Origin of the sequence: Campylobacter concisus (assembly GCF_001298465.1) — a bacterium.
GTDB lineage: Bacteria > Campylobacterota > Campylobacteria > Campylobacterales > Campylobacteraceae > Campylobacter_A > Campylobacter_A concisus.
The window spans coordinates 917,342-938,964 of the sequence record NZ_CP012541.1; the positions used below are offsets into that span (position 1 = coordinate 917,342).

A 21,623-nucleotide genomic window follows, 5' to 3' on the forward strand; every position below is an offset into this window, starting at 1 on the left:
TCTTCTCTTTATCTATACTCAATCTGCGAAGTAAGATCGTCATTTTTAAAAATTTTTAAAATCATTTTTGCAAAATTTGAGCCAGCGATCGCACTAAGCTCATATCTTGTATCTGAATTTGGCTCTTCAAAAATAAATACGCCAAGCTCCTCAACGTATTCTTTTTTGACAAATTTATCAAATATAAATGAAAGAATGTAATCGCTCTTTGGAAGCCTAATATAGCTTATATCAGCCCCATCCAAGATAGCATGAAGCAATAGCTTTTTTTTAAGCAATATATCAGCAAAATATGCTGCATTCTCTCTTGAACTTTGTGTTTTTGATAGTTTGCTTGCTGGAAGAGCGAGCCTATCTATATCATTTGTTTTTAAGCAAGATATACCAAAGATATTAAGAAATTCTTCATTTTGTGAATCTTTTAAAAGATCTTGTATTTTTTGATTACAAATTTTAGGATATTCAGCCTTTTCAAAATAACTTTTAATGTCAGCCGTTCCAAGCGCAAAGGCATTTAAAGATAAAAATATAATAAGTAAAAATTTCACAAGGTATCACTTTTTATCTTATTTATTAGCTCATTTATTTCTGGCCTATTTTTATTTTTATTATATTCTTCTAATGCGCGCAATGCGTCATCTTTTTGTTTTAGCATATATTTTGCTTTAGCAAACATGATCCAAGACTCCTCAATGCTACTATCTAAATTATTTGCCGATAGTGCCCATTTTATAGTGTCGCTATATCTTTTGTCTTGATAGCATTTTCTTGCTATTTTAAGGGCGATTTCTGGATTTTTGCTTTTATTAAAATTTTCTTTTAGCATAGATATTTCATTGTTTTCACTTGAAATTTGAATATCAATTTTTGGCTTTGCCTTTGGTTCTAATTCTATTATCTCTTCATTTGGTAGAGGCTGTTCATTTTGTATATTTTCATTTTCAGTTGGTAAATTTAGCTTTAGCCAACCGCCACCACTTCTTTGTTTTTTATCTGGTGCCTGCTCTTTATTATCTTCATTTAGCTTTATGGATTGTTCTAGCTTTTTAGCTATTTTCTCAGCGAGCTCATCTTGTTTCTTATCTGATTCAAACCTCTCCTTTGCCTGCTCACTTTTTTGTTTGCCATCTTCTAAAATATTTTTGCTGACATTAGTTTCAGTAAAGGTTATGTTTTTTTCTTTTATATCTGTTTGTATTGTCAAATTTTTCTCAACTAAAGTTGGAGTATTGGTTGTCTCTTTTTCGTTTTTAGCATTTGAGAAAAATAAAAAAGCACCAAAGATAAAAGCAATTAGCAAGATCGTAATTATTAAAAGACCTAGCTTTTTATGTGATAACAATTTTAAAAAGCTATTTTTATTCTTTTTTTCGTACTCTTCATAAAGCTTTTCTAGCCTTTGAATTTCTTGTAACTCAAGCATGAATTATTCCTGTATCAAGTGCAGACATTGTCAAAATTTTAATATTTGCGTCCTCGCTACTTAATTTTGATGGCTGATTTTGTTCGTAATATTCACAAATTTCATAAAATTTATACATAATTTTATTTAGTGTGCGTAGATTTCCACAACAAAGCTCATAGGCTTTGTCATAGTCTTTTTTCTGAAAATTTAGGTATTTATCGTAGCCCTTTTGTCCTATTTTTCTTTGTAAATAAACTATGATTTCATTTGTGTTTGCACTTCCAAGCTCTATGCTCTCCCAAATTCTAGTTTGAAAATAGTCCTTTGCTAACACATCTTCATTTTCAGTTTTATGAATAGTAAATAGAAATTTAAATAATCTTGTATCGGCCATTAGCCTTATTTTTTCGATCAATTCAGTAGGATAAAGTTGTGCTTCATCCAGGATGACAACTATTTGGTTTTGTAAAATTTCATCTTTATTTTTAAATTCTTTTGAGTAGTGTGCGACAAAACTTTCAAAATTATTTATATTATCAAGCTTATTTCCGTATATATCCTCACAAAGGGCTTCTATAAATGTAGCCTCGCTAAAAAAAGGATGTGGAAAAAAAATTAATTTTTTATCCTTTTGAAGATCAGAGGCTATCTTGTTTAACAAAAAGGTCTTTCCACTACCAGGCTTGCCATAAAAAAGTATAAGCTTTAATGGCTTTTTTAGAGCCGAGACGATCTTATTGTAACAAGTGATTGAGTTATCTAGATTAACAAAATCAGCTACTTCGTCTTCGTTGATAAAGATATCTTTTATATCTGTATAAATATTCTTGTTATTCATAGATCGTTTTAGAAAAACCTAAGTCTTTTAATGATTGATTAAGTAGCTTTTTTTTGTCAAAATCAACTACATGAGGAGTGATGACAAAGATAAGCTCTGTTGTTTTTATATTGTCTCTTGTACTTTTAAAGACACCACCTATAAGTGGGATATCAGAAAGAAGAGGTACAGAAGTATTATTTTTACCCTTTGTCTGGCCTATTAATCCACCAAGAATAATAGTATCACCGCTATCAACTTGAACAACAGTTGAAAGCTTCTTTTGTACTGTATCTGGAGCAATCTCTCTTAACGCATTTTGTCTTGTGTCGTCTTCAGCGTATTTAAAGTTACTAAGCGATGGATTGATTCGAAGCATGATTTTATTATTATCAGAAACTTCTGGTAATAAATTTAATAATATGCCTATAAAAACAGAGTATTGTTTATAAGTAGTTGTTAGCCTATCACTATTGCTGTTTCCATTATCGGTTTTTTGTTGAACACGGTAGTTTATGTTATCACCAACTGAGATTAGAGCTTGCTGATTATTAAGTGTTGTTACTTTTGGGCTTGATATAACCTTTGTCTTTCCATTTGTCTCAAGAAAATTTATCATTCCATCAAGGCTAAAATTTAAATTAGCTGCAATATTTAATGTACGTCCAAATCCATCACTTAGGCTATTGCCTTTATTTGTCCAAGTAGCACTTGAACTCGGATTGTTTCTTGAATTGCCAATGTATGTATTAAATCCAAGTTCAAATTTACTCCAATCGACGCCTTGCTTGTATTCATTATTTAATTCAACTGAAATAATAGAAACATCAATAATTACTTGTTTTTTTAGTCTTTTTTGCATTTCATCTATATATTTTTCGACACGCTTAAGTTGAGAAGGAGTGGCCGTAACAGTGATAAGGCCTGCGTTTTGATTTATGATAGGATCAGGTGCTGTGATATGTTCGCTACTATTATTTAAAATAGCTTTGAGCTCAGCATCTAGTTTTTCCCAAAAATCAAACCTTTCGGTAGTTTTTATAAGGTTGCTTGAGCCTTGGGAACTATCATCTTGGGAATTATCGCTACTACTTGAACCACTAGAAATTTCAGATGGAGTAGCATCCACTGAAGCTTGGGTGACAGCAGTTCCTTCTCTAATAGAAGTTATATAATCTAGTTTAAAAATTTGAGTTTTTAAAGATGAAATTTTTAATACATTATTTGAAAACTCGTAGCTTAAATTTTTCTCACTTAAAAGCAGGTCAAAAACTTCGCTAAGACTCATATTTCTGATATTAACACCAAAAACTTTATCTTTTAGTTCTGTCTTGCTATAAGTATCCTTTGCAACAATGCTAAAGTTACACATCTCTGAAAGCTGATTTAACACATCTACTAGCGCAACATCATCTGAAATTTTCATATTAAAATTCTTGCTTAAACAACTACTCTCATTAGCACTAGCATAATTCATATTCAAGCAAATGAGTGCACCTATTATTAATATTTTATTTAATTTTAATCTCAACATTTTTACTTCCATTTTTTAAAATTAGCTCTTGTTTTTCATCGCCTTTTACTAAAAAAACACTATTTCTAGTAATATTGGCTATTTTGTAACCATCAACAATATCACCAACAGCATACCACTTGGAATCAATATTTGCTTTGTTTAATAAAATTGCTTTTAAACTAAGCCCTTTTGAAGCTTGAGTGATAATTGATAAATTTTGATCTGTTACCGTCTTGATAGGTTCTTGCTTAAAAGGATTTTTTATACTTGAAAGCTCAATATCGCTAAGACCGCTTCTTTTTTCCTTTATTTTTTCAAAAATTTTATCATAAGAGTCCATTTCATCTTGAAGCTGATTAGCAAAAGCAATATTTAAAAATAAAAAAGCCAATAAAATTTTTATTTTCATTAGTATTTCATCCCCCAAACAGATATTGAGATCTTAGCGCCAAGCTCTTTTTGGGTAGAATTTACATCCATTTTATGAAGATCAACCACTAGCTTTGATTCTTCAAGGCCATTTATATATGAAAGCATATCTTTAAAACCTCCCAAAAATGTCAAGTCAATATTTAAAATTTGCTCAATTTTTTGGAAATTTGGCTCTTTTATATCGCTTTTTAACTCTAAAATTTTTATATTATTTTGCTTTGCTAAAGATACGATGTTGTCTAAGAAATTTGCCCAATTTTGATCGTTAAATAATAAAAACGATAGTTCTTTTAGCTTTGAGTCAAAATGGGCATTAAATTTTAAAACACTAGAATATTTGCCTTTAAGCGTTTCAAGTATTTTGGTCTCTTCATTTATTTTAAAATTTTTATCCCCACTAGGTGAGCTAGTCGATCTTAAATAATCTCTTGTTCTTGAAAGATCATTGCTAATTTTAGTATGTGTATTAAGTCTTTCATCATAAAAATCTTGCGACGGATCAAAGCAAAGCATATAAACAATATAAATAATAATTAAAGCTGAACCCAAAAAAATTATATTTGTTTCACTTTGTTTTTTTGCATCAAAATACTTATCTATTTTACTTAAAACATCTTGTCTCATTGTCTAATCTCTATACTTATATTACTTTCATACTCGTTGTTTTGCCTATCTTCTTTAATTTTTTTTGTATTTACTGAATATTTAGGCATCTTGCTAATATCTTTTATTAGCTGCGTAATCCTTTTTTCATTGTCGCTAACAACCGTTACAGTTAAATTTTTATCGTTGTTTTTAATATTTGTTATAAAAATGCTATTGTTGTTTATCATATCGGCAATCTCAAAAAGATTTAAACCTTTCATTACGTAATGATCTTTTTTGTTTTCAATTTCTTGAAGCAACCCTTTTCTAAAATTTAACTTCTCTTCCTCTTTATCAGTTAATCCTTTTATATCATTTTGCTCTTTTTCTAGTCTTTCAAGAGTACTTCTTATTTGTGCTGCTTGTGCATTAAGCACATCAAGCTCATCGCTTAGTCTTTGCGAATCTGCCTCTAAAATACTGCCAGCTATATAATTATAAAGTGGATAGGACATGCTTAGGCAAAAAGCAGCAGCACATGTCAGTATAAATTTACCGCTTTTTCTTCTTGTAAACGGATCAGGCCTAAGCAAATTTGAGAAGTTAAAATCGGCATTAAAGGCCTCTTTTTTGTAAAAATTTGCATACAAAGCCATCATATTATGGCGTTCGCTGATAGCTAAATTTTTAGAATTTATTACAGTGCTTGTATTTAATTTCGTAGCATTTGTGCCAAGCTTTGTATTTATAAATTTCTCTAAATGCTCTATTTCATAGTCGCAGTCAATATAGATATTTTTTATATTTATGCTATAGATTCTATTGACAACATTTATCGTGTCATTTACGTAAAATATATAGTCCTCAAAAACAGTATTTAGATCGTAGCTAAAGCCTTCTTCATTACTATCTAAAAGTCCTCTTGTCTTTAGGATATCTAAAAAGCTTTCTAGGCTTACTCTTTCGCCGCTTTGCTCTATAAATTTATCTTTTAGATAATTTAGTGTGTATCTTAAACCTCTTGATGTAAGGTATTCTCCATTTACATAAATGCTTATAAATGCTTCATCGGCCCTAAATGTCAAAAAACAATCACTCTGAGTGCTAGGAAGTAAGCCTTTTTTATATATAGCACTATATAAAAGCGGTTCTACAACGACATAATCTATAAAAGGTACTCTTTTAGAAATATTTTTAAAAATTTTATTTATCGTTTCATTTGTAGCAATAAAAACATTAAAAATTCTATCTTCTTTTTCAACATTGCTTTCAAAATAAACTATTTTATAGTCAATCGCAGGATCAAGAGAGAGCTCTTCGTAAATTTTGATCGAGATATTATTTTCAATATCCTCATCATCTATTGTTCTTGAGATGTTTATGGTAGCTGTTATTATATCTTTGTACTCGATATAAGATATAAAAAAGTCTCGCTTTAGAATATTCTTTGAAAGACTTAGTGTATCAACATTGCTATTAGAAAATCTAAAACCTTCATATTCATAAGGATCTAGAGTAACGATTGGATTATCGTTAATCTTTCTAAGCTTTAACATAAAAATTTACCTCATAATGCTCTAATTGGGCCGTATTTTAATATTTTTGAAATAAAAAATCAACATCCAATTATTTTATTAAGGCTCTTTTCTTCTTTACTCCAGCCTTTTTTAACGATTACATCGAGTTTCAAAAAGACCTTTGATCCGGTTAAATTTTGTATTAACTTTCTTGCAAAAATTCCTATTCGTTTTATCGTTTCACCATTCTTACCGATGATCATACTTTTGTGAATTTCACGCTCAGTGATGATACTTGCATAAATTTCAGTAATACCTGGTTTTTCTTTGACGCTTTTTATGATCGCATCGCTAAGATATGGGATCTCATCGCTTAAATTTTCATATATCGCTTCTAGTATAAATTCTCTATAAATTTCCTTCTCATTTGTCGGCGTGAGAAATTCTGGATCGTAAAAATACTCATGCTCTGGCAAAAGCTTGCAAATTTCATCAAGAAGCGGCTTTTTATAGGTAGGCTGCTTGGTGCTAAAAGTAAGCAGAGCTGCAAATTTATCTTGAAATTTTTGGTACTGAGTGATCTTTTCTAAAACTTTTGCGTTTGAGCTTTCATCAACTTTAGTCAGAACTAAAATATGTGGTTTTTCAGGATTTAGTGCTAGAAATTTCTCATAGTCCTCTGTGTCATCATGAATGGGCGCTAAAAATACGATGAGATCGCAGTCTCCCATCGATTTTATAGCTTGGTTTATTAACAGTTGATTTATCGCCTTGTTACTCTCGTGAAGCCCTGGCGTGTCGGTGAAGATGATCTGATCTTCACCGTTCATCACGATGCCATTTATCTTCCTGCGAGTTGCGTTTTGCTTGTGCGAAACAATGGCGATCTTTTCGTTTAACAAGGCATTTAAAAACGAGCTTTTGCCAGCATTTGTGCGTCCTATGATGCTAACAAAGCCTGATTTCAAAGTATGTACCTCGCTAGATCTTGATCTTCGATCACGTCTTTTAGACGCTCTTTTACGAGCTCTTTTGTCACATTTATCTTCTCGCCACTCTTTTCGCTAGCTTCAAAGCTAATATCTTCTATAACGCGCTCGATCACCGTATGAAGGCGTCTAGCACCGATATCTTCCATCTTTTCATTTGCGGCGTGGGCGATCCTGGCTATCTCTTTTATTGCTTCATCGTCAAATTCTAGTTCAACATTTTCGGTTGAGAGTAGGGCAATGTATTGTTTTAAAAGCGAATTTTTTGGCTGAGTTAAAATTTGATAAAGCGCGTCCTCATCAAGGCTATCAAGCTCGACTCTTAGTGGAAAACGGCCTTGAAGCTCAGGGATGAGATCGCTTGGTTTGCTTATATGAAAGGCGCCAGCAGCGATAAATAAAATATGATCTGTCTTTAAATTTCCAAATTTGGTATTTACATTTGAACCCTCAACTATCGGCAACAAGTCTCTTTGCACGCCTTCTTTGCTAGGATCTTGCCTGTTTGAGCTACCCGAACCAACAGCCACTTTATCTATCTCATCTATAAAGATGATGCCTTGGTTTTCAGCTCTTTTTATTGCCTCTGTTTTTATGCTCTCAATGTCTAAAATTTTATCATTTGCTTCGCTTTGAAGGGCTTTTTTAGCGTCTTTTACCTTCATCTCTTTTTTGATGTTTTTACCGCCGATGCCAATTATCTTTATAAAGCTCTCTTGCATCTGCGCCATATCAGGTGGCACATTTGAGCCCGCCTCAAGTGGGTTTTGCTGTACTTCTATCTCGATGCTTAGCTCGTCAAGCTCGCCGTTTCTTAGCCTATTTAGCATTTTTTCATAGCTCTTTGCATACTCTGCTTGCTTCTCTTCACTAGCACCCTTTGGAAGCGGTGGCAATAGCTTTGAGACGATCTTTTCTTCGATATAGGCATTTATCTTATCTTGATTTTTCTCGCTTTGCTCGTTTTTTACGAGGTTGTATGATGCCATAGCAAGGTCTCTAACCATGCTCTCAACATCACGACCGACAAAACCAACTTCAGTGTATTTGCTAGCTTCTACCTTGATAAAAGGCAGTCCCATCATCTTTGAAAGACGCCTTGCGATCTCGGTTTTACCAACGCCAGTTGAGCCAATCATCAAGATATTTTTTGGCATGATGTCATCTTGCAGGCTCTTTTCAAGCTTCATACGGCGATATCTGTTGCGAAGTGCGATTGCTATGATCTTTTTGGCGTCCTTTTGACCGATCACATAGTCATCTAAAAATTTAACAATTTCTCTTGGTGTTAAGTTCATTTTTTCTCTTATTCTAAAACATAAGTTTTGATGTTTGTATTTGTATAGATGCAAATTTCGCCAGCGATCTTAAGGCTCTCTTTGACTAGCTCTTCTTCGTCGATATCGGCAAATTTATCTAAGGCACGTGCCGCTGAGAGAGCGTAGTTGCCACCGCTTCCGATAGCTGCTATCTTGCCATCTTCTGGTTCTACAACATCCCCAGTGCCACTAAGTAAGAAAATTTTATCCCTATCAAGTACAAGCATCATCGCTTCAAGCTTTCTTAGATACTTGTCTTTGCGCCATTCTTTGCTAAATTCTATAACCGCCTTTAGCAAATCGCCCTTTGTATGCTCCAAATTTTTCTCAAACATATCAAAGAGATTAAACGCATCAGCAGTGCTGCCAGCAAAGCCAGCTAGGACTTTGCCGTTGTGAATTTTGCGAATTTTCACGGCGTTGCCTTTTAAAACGGTATTGCCAAAGCTTACCTGTCCGTCGCCGCCGATGACTGATTTGTTTTTGCCTTTGTAGGCTAAGATGGTTGTCGCATGAAACATCTACTCTCCTTGCACATCAACCTTCAAGCTCGCATTTATCGAGTGTCCAAGCTTTACATGAACGTCATAAAGGCCGACTGCTTTTAGATGCGTATCCATATCGATCGCTTTTTTCTCGACAACTAAATGATGTGTTTTTTCAAGCTCTGCTGCGATCTCCTCTTTCGAGACTGAACCAAAGAGTGAGCCATTTGCACCAAGAGTTTTTTTGATGACGACTGTCACTTTTTCAAGCTCTTCTTTGAGTTTTTCTAAATTTGCGATCTCGTATTTTAGCTCTTCAGCCTTTCTTTTTTGAGCTGCTTCATATTGGCGAAGAACGTCTGGAGTAGCTGCTTTTGCAAAGCCTTTGCCGATTAAGAAATTATTGCCATAGCCATCTTTTACCTCTTTTATCTCGCCAGCTTTACCAAGTGCTTTTACATCTTTTATTAATAATACTTTCATTTTTGTCCTTTTTAAATTTTATTTTTAGTCAAATTTTCGCCCGTTTTTGCGTGCGATTATAAAGCGAAGTGCATTTAGTTTAATAAATCCTTCTGCGTCTTTTTGGTCATAAACGCTGTCTTCTTCAAACGTGCAGTATGCTTCGCTAAATAGATTATCATCTTTGCTGTTTCTGCCAAGGATGATCACATTACCTTTATAAAGCTCAACTTTTACAGAGCCATTTACGTGTTCTTGGCTTTTGTCGATGAGAGCTTGGAGCATATTTCGCTCAGGTGACCACCAGTAGCCGTTGTAAACTAGCTCGGCGTATTTTGGCATGATCTCATCTTTTAAGTGGGCAGCACAGCGGTCAAGCGTGATACTTTCGATCGCTCTGTGAGCTTTTAGCATTATTGTGCCACCTGGAGTTTCGTAGCAGCCGCGGCTCTTCATACCAACTGAGCGGTTTTCTACAATGTCAAGTCTGCCGATGCCGTGTTTTGCCCCAAGGCGGTTTAGTTCGGTTAAAATTTCAGCTGGGCTCATTTTTTTGCCATTTATACTAACCGGATCGCCTTTTTCATAGCCGATCTCGATGATTTCGCTCTTATCTGGGGCATTTTTAGGGTCAACGCTCCATCTCCACATATCATCTTCTGGTGCGTGGCTCGGGTCTTCAAGTACTAGGCCTTCATAGCTTATGTGAAGTAAATTTGCGTCCATTGAGTATGGGCTCTTGCCTGGTTTTTTGGTGATATCTATGCCGTTTTTCTCAGCGTATGCCAAAAGTTTTTCACGGCTATTTAGATCCCACTCGCGCCATGGGGCGATGATAGTTAGGTTGTCGCCGAGTGCGTAGTATCCAAGCTCAAAGCGAACTTGGTCGTTGCCTTTGCCTGTTGCTCCATGGCTCACACCATCAGCGCCAACAAGTCTTGCGATCTCGCTTTGGCGTTTTGCTATTAGTGGGCGCGCTATCGAAGTGCCAAGTAGATACTCGCCCTCGTAGACTGCGTTTGCTCTAAACATAGGAAATACATAATCGCGTACAAATTCTTCTCTTAAATCTTCTATAAAAATATTTTCAGGCTTTACACCAAGTGCTAAGGCTTTTTTGCGTGCAGGCTCTAGCTCTTCGCCTTGGCCAATGTCAGCTGTAAATGTGACTACTTCGCAGTTATATTCATCTTGAAGCCATTTTAAAATGATACTTGTATCAAGTCCGCCAGAGTATGCTAAAACCACTTTTTTTACGTCTTTTTTCATAGCTCTTCCTTTTGTTAAAATGGTCGTATTTTAGCCTAAATTGATTAATTTTTAATAAACTAATTTAATAAATAATGCAAGTTTTTTTCTTAGAAATTTTTATAAAAAAGATTAGTATTTAGAATTATGATAATTAATATTGTTTTAAAAGATACTTTGTTAAATTTCAAACTTTTTCAAATTAAATTTTTAAAAGGATAGTCGTGAGAAAAACAAAATTTATTGCCATTTGCCTTAGCGCTTGCGTGGCAAATTCGCTCTTTGGAGCAGAGCATAAAGACAATAACGAAACAAGGCTTGATGGCGTTGTAGTAAGTGCTAGTGGCTTTTCGCAGCAGATTAAAGAAGCTCCCGCAAGCATAAGCGTGATAGGTGGTGATGAGCTAACAAAAGATAGCTTTACATCACTTCACTCAATCGCTCAAAAGGTGCCAGGCGTAAATGTCGTTGGCGGAGAGGACGGAGCAGCTAGTGGTATCTCGATACGTGGCATGGAGAAGTCTCAAACGCTAGTTTTAATTGATGGTAAAAGAGTAAATTCAAGCAGCGCAAATCCAAAGGGCGGAGCAGGGGATATGAACTCAAATTTCATCCCACCAGCTGAAGCAATCGAGCGTATAGAGGTTATCCGTGGTCCTATGAGCTCGCTTTATGGTAGTGATGCGGTTGGTGGCGTGATAAATATCATCACTAAAAAGGATTTTTCAAAATTTAGTGGCAACGTCAGCATCTCAACCACGATAAACACTCACAAAGGCATTGGCGATGGCAGGCAAGGCGACTTTTATCTAAATTTACCTCTTTATAAAGATCTTTTTGCACTTCAGCTTTGGGGATATAAAAAGCTAAGAGATGAAGATGGCTACATCGGTGGCTATCAAAAGAGCGATAAGAGAAATTTAAGTGCAAAGCTTTGGATCACGCCAGATGAACATAATAAATTTTTTATCCTTGGCTCAAACGAAAGGCATGATTATTCAAAAACGGTTGGCAAATCAGCCGATCCAGACCCAAGAAAAAGACCATTAGATAATTATGACTACGAGAAAAAGAGCTATGGCGTGGGCTATCTTGGTGAATTTGATAGCCTAAATGCCGATATCAGCTACATTTATGATCAGACGCAAAGAACGAGCCTTTTTGATAAATTCATACCTGCAAAAGCTAAAAATTACAACTTTAATTCAAAATTTACAACCTTTCTTGGTGCTCACGCACTAACTTTTGGCTATGACTTTAGCAAACAAAATGTCGGCACGACCTTCATCGTCTCAAACGCCTCAAAAAATGGCTTAAAAGATCCAAGGACCTACTCGATGAGCGAGCATGCGGGATTTATCGAAGATGAGTGGCAAATTTTAGATGAGAAGCTCTTTTTAACGCTTGGCTCAAGGCTCACGCACAACGAATTTTTTGGCAACCACCTCTCGCCAAGAGCTTACCTAGTCTATAATGCCACAGATACGCTAAGCTTAAAAGGTGGCGTAGCAACTGGCTATAAAACGCCAAATGTCAATCAAATCTCCCCAGAAGTAGGCACTATTCAAAATGCTTGGAGAATAGTTGATTTTGGAAACAAAGATCTAAAGCCAGAAAAAAGTATAACTTACGAAGTTGGTGCATATTATGACAATCAGGCTGATTTTAGAGGCTCGGTAACGCTTTTTAGAAATGAGTTTAAAGATAAGATCCTAGACACTGATGGCAGTAATGTCAATAAAATTCCTGCCTTTGGCACTTGCGCAGGTGCACCACACATTAATTGTCCTGGCTGGGGAACTTACTTTAACATAGAAGGTGCAACTGTTTGGGGCGTGGAGTTAAGCGGAGACTATGACGTTCTTTCAAATCTAAATCTAAGCTCAAACTACACCTATAATAAGTCAAAGATAAAAACTGGCAACCCAACGATAAATACGCCAAGAGGCCCTATGAAATTTAGTGAGACAAATCTTGGTAGACTTGATGCAAAAAGCCTTACCGCAACGCCAGAGCACGCACTTCACGCCACGTTTACTTATAAGCCTGTAAAAAGCGTTAAAACATTTTTTGGCGCAAACTATGAGAGCAAGCTAACAAGCGTGAAATTTGGCCCTGGTAACAAAGTGAGTGAAAATGACAACAATTTACTCACATTTGATACAGGTGTAAGCTGGGATGCAAATAAACACCTAACACTTAGCCTAAATGCCTACAATATCTTTGATAAAGTAAGATACGATGAGGCGCTAGCAGACGACGGCAACTACTACTGGTATCCGCAAGAGGGTAGGAGATTTTGGTTTAAGGTCGCTGCAAAATGGTAAGAGCGTTTAAATTTTTGCTTTTTACACTTGGAGTGACACAGACTTTGCACGCAGGACCCAGCCAAACACCTGAGCCACTTAGCCAAAAAGCTGCTAGTAAATTTGAAATTTCAACCTTTAAAATGAGCGCAAATGATGAAATTTATAAAATTTTCACAGCCAAGCTAAAGGGGCAAAATGAGTTTAAAAACGTGCTTTTCTTGCTTGATGCAAACGCCCAGTTCAACATGATATTAAATGAATTTGATGGTAAGGCTGCACCGCTAATAATAGGCATAGGATATGACACAGACAAAAGCTACGAGGTAGAAAAACGCACAAGAGATCTCACGCCAAAAGCAAAGGGCGAGGAATTTGACAAAGGTGGCGGCGCAGATGCGTTTTACTATTTTTTGACAAGAAATTTAGTACCGCTAATCGATGAGAAATTTAACGTACAAGGTAGCCAAAAAAGCCTTTATGGTCACTCTTTTGGTGGCCTTTTTACGCTTTATGCCATGCTTAAAAATGAGGGCATCTTTTCAAATTTCTTTATCGCTTCGCCATCTCTTTGGTGGGGTGAATCTGAAATTTTAAAGCAAAATGTGAGCGAGGGTAAATTTAAAGAGAAACTAAAGGCTAAATTTGTCTTTCTCAGCGTTGGCGAGCTTGAAAAGAGAAAGGGCAAAACCGACAAACCTGGCATTTTAAAAACAAGCGATCTAGCCCAAATTTTAAAACAAAGTGGCGTAAATTCTCACTTTGAGTTTTACAAAGGGCAAACCCATGGCAGCGTCATACCTCTAAATTTAAAAGAGCTTTTAAAATATCTAAAGGATTAAAAATTTAAGGCTATTTTTGTTAAAATCCGCCGCATGAGAGTAGATAAATTTTTAAACGTAGTAAATATCACCAAAAGGCGTGCCGTTAGCGAAGATATGTGCAAAAGCGGTGTTGTGAGCATCAACGGCGTGCAGGCAAAAGCGGCAAAAGATGTTAAGGTTGGCGATGTGGTTAGCATCAAATTTCTAACGCGCGAGGCGAGATACGAGGTGCTAGCGATCCCAACTACAAAAAGCATACCAAAAAGCGCTCAAAACGAATATGTAAAAGAGCTTTGATGGTTTTTGAGCTTTTAGAAAATGAGCTTGATGAGCTTGTGCGAGTGCTTCCAAGAAGTGGCGTGGTGCTACTAAGTGGCGATCTAGCAAGTGGCAAAACGACGCTTGTAAAGGCGATCATCAAGGCTCATGGCATAGATGAGAGCGTGACGTCGCCGACATTTTCTTTGATGCAAATTTATGGTAAAGATATCTACCACTACGACATTTATCAGATCGGTTTTGACGGGATGGCAAAAAATGGCCTTTTTGAAAATTTATTTGAAGAGGGGCTTCATCTAGTAGAGTGGGGCGATGAAAATTTAGAAAAAGCTCTAAAGAAAAACGGCGAGAGCTATACGATGATAAAAATTTCTCCTAGCAAAAATGGCAGAAAATACGAGGTTATAAGTGCATAAACTAGAAGTAAAAGATCTAAAAAAGACGATTAAAAAAACTGAGATCATAAAAGGGATATCTTTAGAGGTAAATAGTGGCGAAGTAGTAGGGCTTCTTGGGCCAAATGGTGCTGGAAAGACGACTACTTTTTATATGATTTGCGGACTCATCTCTCCAACTAGCGGGGATGTCTTTTTGGATGATCAAAATATCACAAGTGTCCCACTTCACAAAAGGGCGCACCTTGGCATCGGTTATTTGCCGCAAGAATCAAGCATATTTAAAGAGCTAAGCGTAGAAGAAAATTTACTTCTTGGAGCTGAAATTTTAGACCAAAATACGGAAGAGATCTCTAAAAAAGTAAATGAGATGCTAAATATGTTAAACATTGAGCCTATTCGCCTAAGAAAGGGCGTTAGTCTAAGTGGTGGCGAGCGCAGACGCTGTGAGATCGCTAGAAGTCTCATCATAAAGCCAAAATTTTTACTGCTTGATGAGCCATTTGCAGGCGTCGATCCTATCGCAGTTAGCGATATCCAAAGCATCGTTAGAGACCTTAAAAAGCTAGGCATCGGCGTTTTGATAACTGACCACAACGTCCGTGAGACACTAGCCATTTGCGACAGAGCCTACGTCATCAAAGATGGCTCGCTACTAGCAAGCGGCAGTGCGAGCGAAGTAGCAAACAACAAGCTCGTTAGAACGCACTATCTTGGCGAAGAATTTAAGCTACTTGAGTAGATGATGCTAAGGCAAAAGCAAACTTTAGCTCCAAAGATCAAACTAAACCAAACGCTGCGAAGCTGGCTTCCCATCCTTCAAAGCGGGCTTGATGAGCTAAAAGAGACGCTTGAGCCTTTTATAAAAGACAACCCATTTGCTACGATCGAACATAAAAATTTAGAAAAAAGCGAAAAAAAGCGAAATTTTTTTGAGCAAGTCAGTAAAAATTCAGTAAGTGAGAGCATCGAGGCTTTAAGCATTTATAAAGAAAGCCTCTATGAAAAGCTTATTAGTCAGATAAATCCACCACTTTTTCCCACGCAAAAGTCTCAAGATATCGCATATAAGATTATTGAGTGTTTAGATGACGAGGGTTATTTTTCCTATGATGATGAAAATTTTGCTGATTTTTGCGAGAGCGAAGTGGAGCGGGTTAGGGCGAGATTTGCCTACCTTGAGCCATGTGGAGTGGGCGCAAAGGATGTGAAAGAGAGCTTTTTGTTTCAGCTAAACGAAGCAGAGGCAAGTGATGAGATCATAGAGTGCGCGGAAAAGATCATCTTAAATTTTGAAAATATAGAAAAGCTTAGAAAGCTTAAATTTTACGACGATGCGCTAAAGATCATAAAAAAATTTAAAAATCCACCAGCTATTGAGTATCTAGAAGAGGCTAGTCAAAAAGTACCTGACATCTTCGTGCTAAGCACTAGTAGTGGTATAAGCGTGCAGATAAATGACGACTATTATCCAGAAATTTCGATTGACACCGAAGGATTAGACGAGAAAGAGGTCTTTGTAAGCTCACGCATAAAAGAGGCAAGCGAGCTCATAGATGCCCTTGAAATGAGAAAATCAACGCTTTATAAAATAGGGCTCATGATAGTTGAGTATCAGTACGACTACTTCTTGGGCGGCGATATAAAGCCTATGAAGCTAAAAGACCTAGCAGACGAGCTTGGGCGCAACCCATCAACCATATCAAGAGCGATCGCGAATAAATATCTAAGCTGCGCAAGAGGTACGGTCGCACTTAAAAATTTCTTTTCAACTGGCTTTGACGAGGAGACTTCAAACGCTGCAATAAAAGAATTTTTACTAGAGCTCATTAAAGGTGAAGACCATAAAAAGCCACTTTCTGATCTAAAAATTCAAGAACTAATCCAAGCTAAATTTAACATCCAAATCGTTCGCCGAACCATTACAAAATACCGCAAAATTCTAAACATCGGCAGCTCTAGCCAGCGAAAAAGAGTCTATCAGATAAACGGCTAACTACCACTCATTTACAGCAAAAAGTATGGCCTTACGCATCTGCGTAAAAAGCTCGTTACTAAGCTCTTCGTACTCTTTGCCATGTTTTTTATATTGTGCCATGCCCGCTGCATCGTCGTTCCAAGAGCCCATACCACCAAAGACATCAGCCAAGCTTGCCGCAGCAAAAAGAGCTAAATTTTTCTTTGGCATAAGCGGTGCATTAAATATCTTTTGATCATCATTGCTTGAAGATCTAAGTGATTTTAATGCCCTGCGAAAACACTCACCAAAATTCTCACACTCTATCTCATCTGCAAAGGTCGCTATCTTAGTAAGTATGGCCATAAAAGCCTCTGTGTTGTCGCTAAAATTTTCTAAATTTACATCTTTTTCAAGGCCAAATTCTTTATATATTATGTCCCAGCCTCTTTGATTTTTGTTGTATTTCCAGTAGGGTACGAAGCAGCTCATGTGCTCTTTAAAAATGCAGATGATCGATTTTTTGGTAGAGTTTGAAAAGCTAAGCAATAAACGTTCATCTGATGAGCCAGTTAAATTTGCAGTGAGTCTTACATCGCTTAATCCAAGTTTTAATGCGTGCTCAAACCACTCATTTACGCCATTTGCCCTATGGCCTGAGAGAAAGTGAAAATTTATACTATTTTCGTAGTTAGTGCCATTATATAGGATAGGAGAATTTGACTTTATGGCCTGCTTTATGGCAACAATAATGGCGCATATATTAAACATTTCACCATTCATCTTTGCTCCCTTTAATAGCCCTTGTGGCAAGCCGTGCTCTAGCCAACCATCACAAAATTTTCTTGATTTTTAAAGTATGGTTTTAGGCTCTCATAAGCAGATTGAATATTTTTAAATTTCTTTGCGTATTCTTCTTGTATGAGAGGATTTTTGTTGGCATGCCTATCTGGGTGATAGATATTTACGAGCGAAAGGTAACTTTGTCTGATGGTTTCAAAGTCATCATTTTTTTTGCAACCCAAAATCCCAAAATTTTCCTCAAGCAAATTTGCAAGCACAGAAAATCTACTTACAAATTTAGATGAGCTTTTTATTTTTATGCCTTGTTTAAAGGCTTTGTAGTCTTTTTCATCATAGATAAAATTTACGCTAAATTTTGGGTAGCTTCTTTTGTAGAGTAGTTTGTTTAATGTGTTTATGTCGTTGTCATTTGAGATGGTGATGTTTAAAAAATCATCATTTTTGCTAAAAGCAACATTGCTTTTTACTAAACTCTCGCTGATGTAGCTAGCAAAATCTCTGCAAAGTGTATCTTTTAGTTCAAATTTGGCTTCATTTTTTACAAAATTTACATTTAGGCTAATGACTGGAGTTAGGGTATTTTTTTGAACAAAGCCAAGCTTTATGGTTTTATAGTTTGCAAAACGAATATCGAGCTTATCATCACTTTGCTTTTCATAAAGTTTTTTTATAAATTTTAAAAAGCACTTGCGTTGTGGGATCTCGCTCTCTTCGTAAAACGAAATAACCTTATTTTTATTAGATAAAATTTTTGTAAAATTTCTGCTTATCATATCTCTAAGCTCACGAAACAAAGCGTCATTATCAGTTAAAATGCTTAGAGATTCTAATGTTTGCGTAACTTTCATTGCCTACTCCACATAAAATATTACATGTTTTAGCAATAAGCATTCCAAATTTATATTTTTCTTATATCTTGGCCTTTAATGTACTCTGCAAATTCGTTTTTTAGTTTATTTTCTTTATACGAGATCGCCTCTTCTTTTGTATGAGAAACGGCTTCTTTTTGAGTTTTTTTGATCTCACCTTGCTCTTTAGTAAGTTCTTTTTTTATCTCTTTTAAACTATCGAAAAAATCATTCATTTTTGCTCCTTTTGTTTTTATCGGATTTTACTAAAACAGTTATAAAATTAAAATGAATACAATTTTTCTTTAAGGAAAGTTTAGCTAATATCTCGACTTAACTTTCTTGTGCGCTCGTAGCTCAGCTGGATAGAGCATTTGATTGCGGTTCAAAAGGTCAGAGATTCGAATTCTCTCGGGCGCACCATCTTTTTAATTCTTAATGACAAACTTCATGATTTTTATAGTAAAATAAGCAAAAAAATTAAAAGAGAAAAAATGGATTTTCAAAATATTCAAAAACAAATTTCGGTACTAAAAGAAAGTTTGACAGCATTAGAAGAAAATAGTGAGCATGAGATCGGCTTGGCAGTTGGGGTTGTTGAGTTTAATAAAAACGCTGATGAACTTAAAAAAAAGCTTACAAATTTAAAAGGTGAAAGCGATTTTTTTAAAAGTGTCTTTAATACAGAGGATTATTATGAAAATATTAGTACTTATTTGGAACAGATAAAGAGAAGCTTAAATTATAAAATTGAGAAAAATGGTGTGAGCTTTAAGGCAAATGAAAATTTACAAGAAAGCTATGTTGCCATTTTAAATATAATAGAAATTTTGGTAGCAGAGTATCAAATACAAAACAAAAATAAAGCGAAAAATCTCTTTTCTAGGACAACAGACACTACTCAAATAAAATCAATACTTGCGGAGCTAAATACTCTACAAGAGCGCATACATAATGTTTTGCATATTCATTCTAGGATAGTTTCAAATGTTATTTTGCAAAATTTTAAGATAATTTATACGTTCTTTTATAATTGTATTAAGGCTGCAAAGCAACGCAAAGATGAACTTTTACTGGTAGAGATCGCGGGTATAACTGATAAGATAATAACTATGATAAAACCAGTCTTTAGTGCAAAAATTTTAAATACAAATGAGCTTATTTATCACTACTTAATCTTTGAGCTAAAAGAACTAAAAGCTTGTGCGATAGACGAGGAGCTAGTTTAAAATTTTATCAATTATCTCTTTTGCTCCATTTGGCAAAAGGATCTCTTTTAGAGCTTTGCTGCTTTTGTTTAGATCAAAATTTTCTATCATTCTTATAACTTCGTTTTTATCTAAAATCTCGCCATCTTGGAGGCAAATCTCCGCTATGCCTTTATCTTTTAGAAATTTTGCATTGTAATATTGGTGATTACCAGCAGCATAAGGAAATGGTATAAAGATAGATGGTAGGGCATTTGCGCAAAGCTCCCAAAGTGAGCTAGCTCCTGCCCTTGAGATAGCAAGATCGGCCTCGCTCATCTTCTTCTCTACCTCTTTACTAAATTCAAAAATTTCTAGATTTGTTTCATTAAAACCAAGTTCATCATATCTTTTTTTAAGTTCATCAAAACCATTTTTGCCACATTGATGAATTATCTTTATGCCTTTTTCTTTAAGATATGGAGCTAAATTTATAGCTAGCTCGTTTATCGCTTTTGCACCTTGTGAGCCACCTAAAAACAAAATGGTCTTTAGCTCATTTCTCATCCTCGCACTATCAAAAAATTTCTTTGCAACGGGATAAGGGTAGGGCGAAATTTCATCATAAGAGCTAAAAAAGCCTTTTGCGTAGGGTTTTAAAATTTTATTTAATTTGCCCATTACGGCATTTTGTTCGTGGATAAAAAGTGGTATTTTTGAGATGATAGCTGCGATAGCTGCTGGTGCTGCTGAGTAGCCACCAACACTAATGACTGTTTTAACGCTATTTTCTTTAAAAATTTTCTTGCATTTTAGAGCTAGGCTTATGATGTTTACTAGAGATTTTAGTTTTGCTAAACCTCTTTTATTTACCACGCCGCTACTTGGTAGAAAAAATTTTTGTAAAAATTTCTCATCATTTTCAAACCAAAATTTATCTTGACCGCTAGTTGAGCCGATAAATATAGGCTTTATGTCTCGTTCATTTAGCTCCTCACAAAAGCTTCTTGCGATCGCTAAATGCCCACCAGTGCCTCCACCGCAAATAACTATCATAGTTTTGCCCTTTTACTAACCATCAAAACCATGCCGATACCGATACAAATTGCAAGCACAGAGCTACCACCGTAACTAAGAAATGGCACAGCAATACCCTTAATAGGCGTGATCGATGTAATGCCATAGCTATTCATTAAAAATGAAAACGATAAGATAAGTCCTACACCAAGCGTAAATAGATGATAGACCTTATTTTCGCTTCTAGCTGAAATTCTAAAAATTCTATAAAGTAGCGTTATAAATATAGCTACGATACACAAAATACCAAACACACCGACCTCTTCAGCGATACCAGCTAATACAAAGTCAGTATGGACCTCACTTAAAAAGCCGAGCTTAAAGATACCAGCGCCAAGCCCTTCGCCGAAAAATTCGCCATGCTTTATAGCGTTTAATGAGTGAGAAATTTGATATGGCTCTGGTGCATCAGCCACTCTTAATACATCTGCAACGCTGTCAGGCAAGAAAGAAAGCACCATATTTTGTATCGTGCCCCACCATGACTTTATACGTAAAATTCTATGCTCAGAGCTGATTATCGCTACTGTCATAACAAAAGCGGCCCCTAAGATACCGATACTAAAAAGTCTTGCACTTGCTCCTGCGAAAAGCGCCATCGTCACAAATGTAAGTGCTAGCACGACCACTTGACCAAGGTCATTTTGCATAACAGCGATAAGAAAGATAGCAACACCAAAAAGAATAATATAAGGCATGAGTATCTTAATCTCATCTAGCAAGGTCCTTTTGCCCTCACTAAATTTTCTAGTAAAACTCCAAGCCAAGAAGTAGACAAAACCGATTTTAAAAAACTCAACTGGAGCTAGTGAAAAACCAGGTAGCCTGATCCAACGCCTAGCACCACCAGCGTCAGTCACCATTGAAGCTGGCAATGCATGCATTAGCCCCATGGCGATACCGCAAGATATAAGAAGGCCAAACCCTATCCAAACAAGCGTCTTTTCAGGATTGAGCCTAGAGAGCCACCACATAATGAAAATTCCGATACAACCAACAATAAACTGGCGGATAAAAAAGTGAAACTCGTCGTAATTAAAAAATAAAACCGTAAAAACTGGCAAAGATAGTGAAAAAATAATGCTTATAGCGATCAAAGTCGAACAAAGATAGAAAATAATCTTATCAACTGCCAAAATTTAGCTCCAAGTTTAAAAAGTACTAAAGTATA

The 21,623-nt window shown here is 35.7% G+C and carries 24 protein-coding genes and 1 tRNA gene; 8 read left to right on the plus strand and 17 right to left on the minus strand.

Features of this window, described 5'->3' with window-relative positions; translation table 11 throughout:
* Positions 1-8: 8 nt before the first annotated feature.
* The 12 genes from CCON33237_RS04720 to CCON33237_RS04775 are packed head-to-tail and all read right to left on the minus strand — an operon-like array spanning position 9 to position 10,796.
* Positions 9-548 (minus strand): hypothetical protein, encoded by a 540-nt coding sequence (locus CCON33237_RS04720; protein WP_054196614.1) that lies wholly within the window; start codon positions 546-548, stop codon positions 9-11.
* The gene (locus CCON33237_RS04725) at positions 545-1,423 is read right to left on the minus strand and encodes a hypothetical protein (RefSeq protein ID WP_054196615.1); all 879 of its coding nucleotides are present in this window, start codon (positions 1,421-1,423) and stop codon (positions 545-547) included. The genes CCON33237_RS04720 and CCON33237_RS04725 overlap by 4 nt, the downstream gene beginning before the upstream one ends.
* Complete coding sequence (locus CCON33237_RS04730) at positions 1,416-2,243, minus strand: ATP-binding protein (protein ID WP_054196616.1); 828 nt, start codon at positions 2,241-2,243, stop codon at positions 1,416-1,418. The genes CCON33237_RS04725 and CCON33237_RS04730 overlap by 8 nt, the downstream gene beginning before the upstream one ends.
* Positions 2,236-3,756, minus strand: coding sequence for a pilus (MSHA type) biogenesis protein MshL (gene mshL / locus CCON33237_RS04735; RefSeq protein ID WP_054196617.1), 1,521 nt, complete (start codon positions 3,754-3,756; stop codon positions 2,236-2,238). Before mshL ends, CCON33237_RS04730 begins: the two co-directional genes overlap by 8 nt.
* On the minus strand, positions 3,734-4,147 hold the full coding sequence (locus CCON33237_RS04740) for a hypothetical protein (protein WP_054196618.1): 414 nt from the start codon (positions 4,145-4,147) through the stop codon (positions 3,734-3,736). The genes mshL and CCON33237_RS04740 overlap by 23 nt, the downstream gene beginning before the upstream one ends.
* Positions 4,147-4,794: a hypothetical protein gene (locus CCON33237_RS04745; RefSeq protein ID WP_054196619.1), complete on the minus strand. Its 648-nt coding sequence runs from the start codon at positions 4,792-4,794 to the stop codon at positions 4,147-4,149. Before CCON33237_RS04745 ends, CCON33237_RS04740 begins: the two co-directional genes overlap by 1 nt.
* Positions 4,791-6,311 (minus strand): hypothetical protein, encoded by a 1,521-nt coding sequence (locus CCON33237_RS04750; protein WP_054196620.1) that lies wholly within the window; start codon positions 6,309-6,311, stop codon positions 4,791-4,793. The genes CCON33237_RS04745 and CCON33237_RS04750 overlap by 4 nt, the downstream gene beginning before the upstream one ends.
* A 59-nt stretch (positions 6,312-6,370) precedes the next feature.
* Positions 6,371-7,240 carry a GTPase Era gene (era, locus tag CCON33237_RS04755; protein ID WP_054196621.1) on the minus strand — a complete coding sequence of 290 codons (870 nt, stop codon included), beginning with the start codon at positions 7,238-7,240 and terminating at the stop codon, positions 6,371-6,373.
* Positions 7,237-8,559 (minus strand): HslU--HslV peptidase ATPase subunit, encoded by a 1,323-nt coding sequence (hslU, locus tag CCON33237_RS04760; RefSeq protein ID WP_054196622.1) that lies wholly within the window; start codon positions 8,557-8,559, stop codon positions 7,237-7,239. The genes era and hslU overlap by 4 nt, the downstream gene beginning before the upstream one ends.
* A gap of 8 nt (positions 8,560-8,567) precedes the next feature.
* On the minus strand, positions 8,568-9,101 hold the full coding sequence (gene hslV, locus CCON33237_RS04765; RefSeq protein WP_021084582.1) for an ATP-dependent protease subunit HslV: 534 nt from the start codon (positions 9,099-9,101) through the stop codon (positions 8,568-8,570).
* Complete coding sequence (gene rplI / locus CCON33237_RS04770; RefSeq protein WP_054196623.1) at positions 9,102-9,548, minus strand: 50S ribosomal protein L9; 447 nt, start codon at positions 9,546-9,548, stop codon at positions 9,102-9,104. It lies immediately after the preceding gene.
* 24 nt (positions 9,549-9,572) lie between these two features.
* Positions 9,573-10,796: an argininosuccinate synthase gene (locus CCON33237_RS04775; protein ID WP_054196624.1), complete on the minus strand. Its 1,224-nt coding sequence runs from the start codon at positions 10,794-10,796 to the stop codon at positions 9,573-9,575.
* Between the two features lie 203 nt (positions 10,797-10,999).
* Here CCON33237_RS04775 and CCON33237_RS09450 point away from each other — a divergent pair, with 203 nt between their 5' ends.
* Genes CCON33237_RS09450 through CCON33237_RS04810 form a run of 6 tightly spaced genes read left to right on the plus strand, consistent with a single transcriptional unit; the run spans position 11,000 to position 16,575 of the window.
* On the plus strand, positions 11,000-13,102 hold the full coding sequence (locus tag CCON33237_RS09450; RefSeq protein WP_081004434.1) for a TonB-dependent receptor domain-containing protein: 2,103 nt from the start codon (positions 11,000-11,002) through the stop codon (positions 13,100-13,102).
* Positions 13,096-13,923, plus strand: coding sequence for an alpha/beta hydrolase (locus CCON33237_RS04790; protein WP_054196625.1), 828 nt, complete (start codon positions 13,096-13,098; stop codon positions 13,921-13,923). The genes CCON33237_RS09450 and CCON33237_RS04790 overlap by 7 nt, the downstream gene beginning before the upstream one ends.
* 33 nt (positions 13,924-13,956) lie before the next feature.
* Positions 13,957-14,202: an RNA-binding S4 domain-containing protein gene (locus tag CCON33237_RS04795; RefSeq protein WP_054196626.1), complete on the plus strand. Its 246-nt coding sequence runs from the start codon at positions 13,957-13,959 to the stop codon at positions 14,200-14,202.
* Positions 14,202-14,600: a tRNA (adenosine(37)-N6)-threonylcarbamoyltransferase complex ATPase subunit type 1 TsaE gene (gene tsaE, locus CCON33237_RS04800; protein ID WP_054196627.1), complete on the plus strand. Its 399-nt coding sequence runs from the start codon at positions 14,202-14,204 to the stop codon at positions 14,598-14,600. Before CCON33237_RS04795 ends, tsaE begins: the two co-directional genes overlap by 1 nt.
* Positions 14,593-15,321: an LPS export ABC transporter ATP-binding protein gene (lptB, locus tag CCON33237_RS04805; RefSeq protein WP_054196628.1), complete on the plus strand. Its 729-nt coding sequence runs from the start codon at positions 14,593-14,595 to the stop codon at positions 15,319-15,321. The genes tsaE and lptB overlap by 8 nt, the downstream gene beginning before the upstream one ends.
* Before the next feature lie 3 nt (positions 15,322-15,324).
* On the plus strand, positions 15,325-16,575 hold the full coding sequence (locus CCON33237_RS04810; protein WP_054197401.1) for an RNA polymerase factor sigma-54: 1,251 nt from the start codon (positions 15,325-15,327) through the stop codon (positions 16,573-16,575).
* On the opposite strand, the gene CCON33237_RS04815 is transcribed toward CCON33237_RS04810, so the two are convergent.
* From CCON33237_RS04815 to CCON33237_RS04825, 3 genes are read right to left on the minus strand one after another with little or no spacing between them, the layout of a single operon-like run.
* The gene (locus tag CCON33237_RS04815; protein ID WP_054196629.1) at positions 16,576-17,319 is read right to left on the minus strand and encodes a hypothetical protein; all 744 of its coding nucleotides are present in this window, start codon (positions 17,317-17,319) and stop codon (positions 16,576-16,578) included.
* 38 nt (positions 17,320-17,357) lie between these two features.
* A complete protein-coding gene (locus tag CCON33237_RS04820; RefSeq protein ID WP_054196630.1) occupies positions 17,358-18,188 on the minus strand; it encodes an adenylosuccinate lyase in 831 nt (276 codons plus the stop codon).
* A gap of 50 nt (positions 18,189-18,238) precedes the next feature.
* Positions 18,239-18,424 (minus strand): hypothetical protein, encoded by a 186-nt coding sequence (locus CCON33237_RS04825; protein WP_054196631.1) that lies wholly within the window; start codon positions 18,422-18,424, stop codon positions 18,239-18,241.
* Positions 18,425-18,534: 110 nt separating this feature from the next.
* On the opposite strand from CCON33237_RS04825, the gene CCON33237_RS04830 reads away from it, so the two are divergent.
* Together CCON33237_RS04830 and CCON33237_RS04835 are read left to right on the plus strand one after the other, a co-directional pair.
* Positions 18,535-18,611, plus strand: a tRNA-Arg gene (locus CCON33237_RS04830).
* Between the two features lie 71 nt (positions 18,612-18,682).
* Complete coding sequence (locus CCON33237_RS04835; protein ID WP_054197402.1) at positions 18,683-19,417, plus strand: hypothetical protein; 735 nt, start codon at positions 18,683-18,685, stop codon at positions 19,415-19,417.
* Here CCON33237_RS04835 and murG read toward each other — a convergent pair.
* Both murG and CCON33237_RS04845 read right to left on the minus strand, forming a co-directional pair.
* The gene (murG, locus tag CCON33237_RS04840; protein ID WP_054196632.1) at positions 19,409-20,431 is read right to left on the minus strand and encodes an undecaprenyldiphospho-muramoylpentapeptide beta-N-acetylglucosaminyltransferase; all 1,023 of its coding nucleotides are present in this window, start codon (positions 20,429-20,431) and stop codon (positions 19,409-19,411) included. The two genes, CCON33237_RS04835 and murG, sit on opposite strands and share 9 nt — an antisense overlap.
* Positions 20,428-21,588: an FtsW/RodA/SpoVE family cell cycle protein gene (locus CCON33237_RS04845; protein WP_021091312.1), complete on the minus strand. Its 1,161-nt coding sequence runs from the start codon at positions 21,586-21,588 to the stop codon at positions 20,428-20,430. The genes murG and CCON33237_RS04845 overlap by 4 nt, the downstream gene beginning before the upstream one ends.
* Positions 21,589-21,623: the final 35 nt, after the last annotated feature.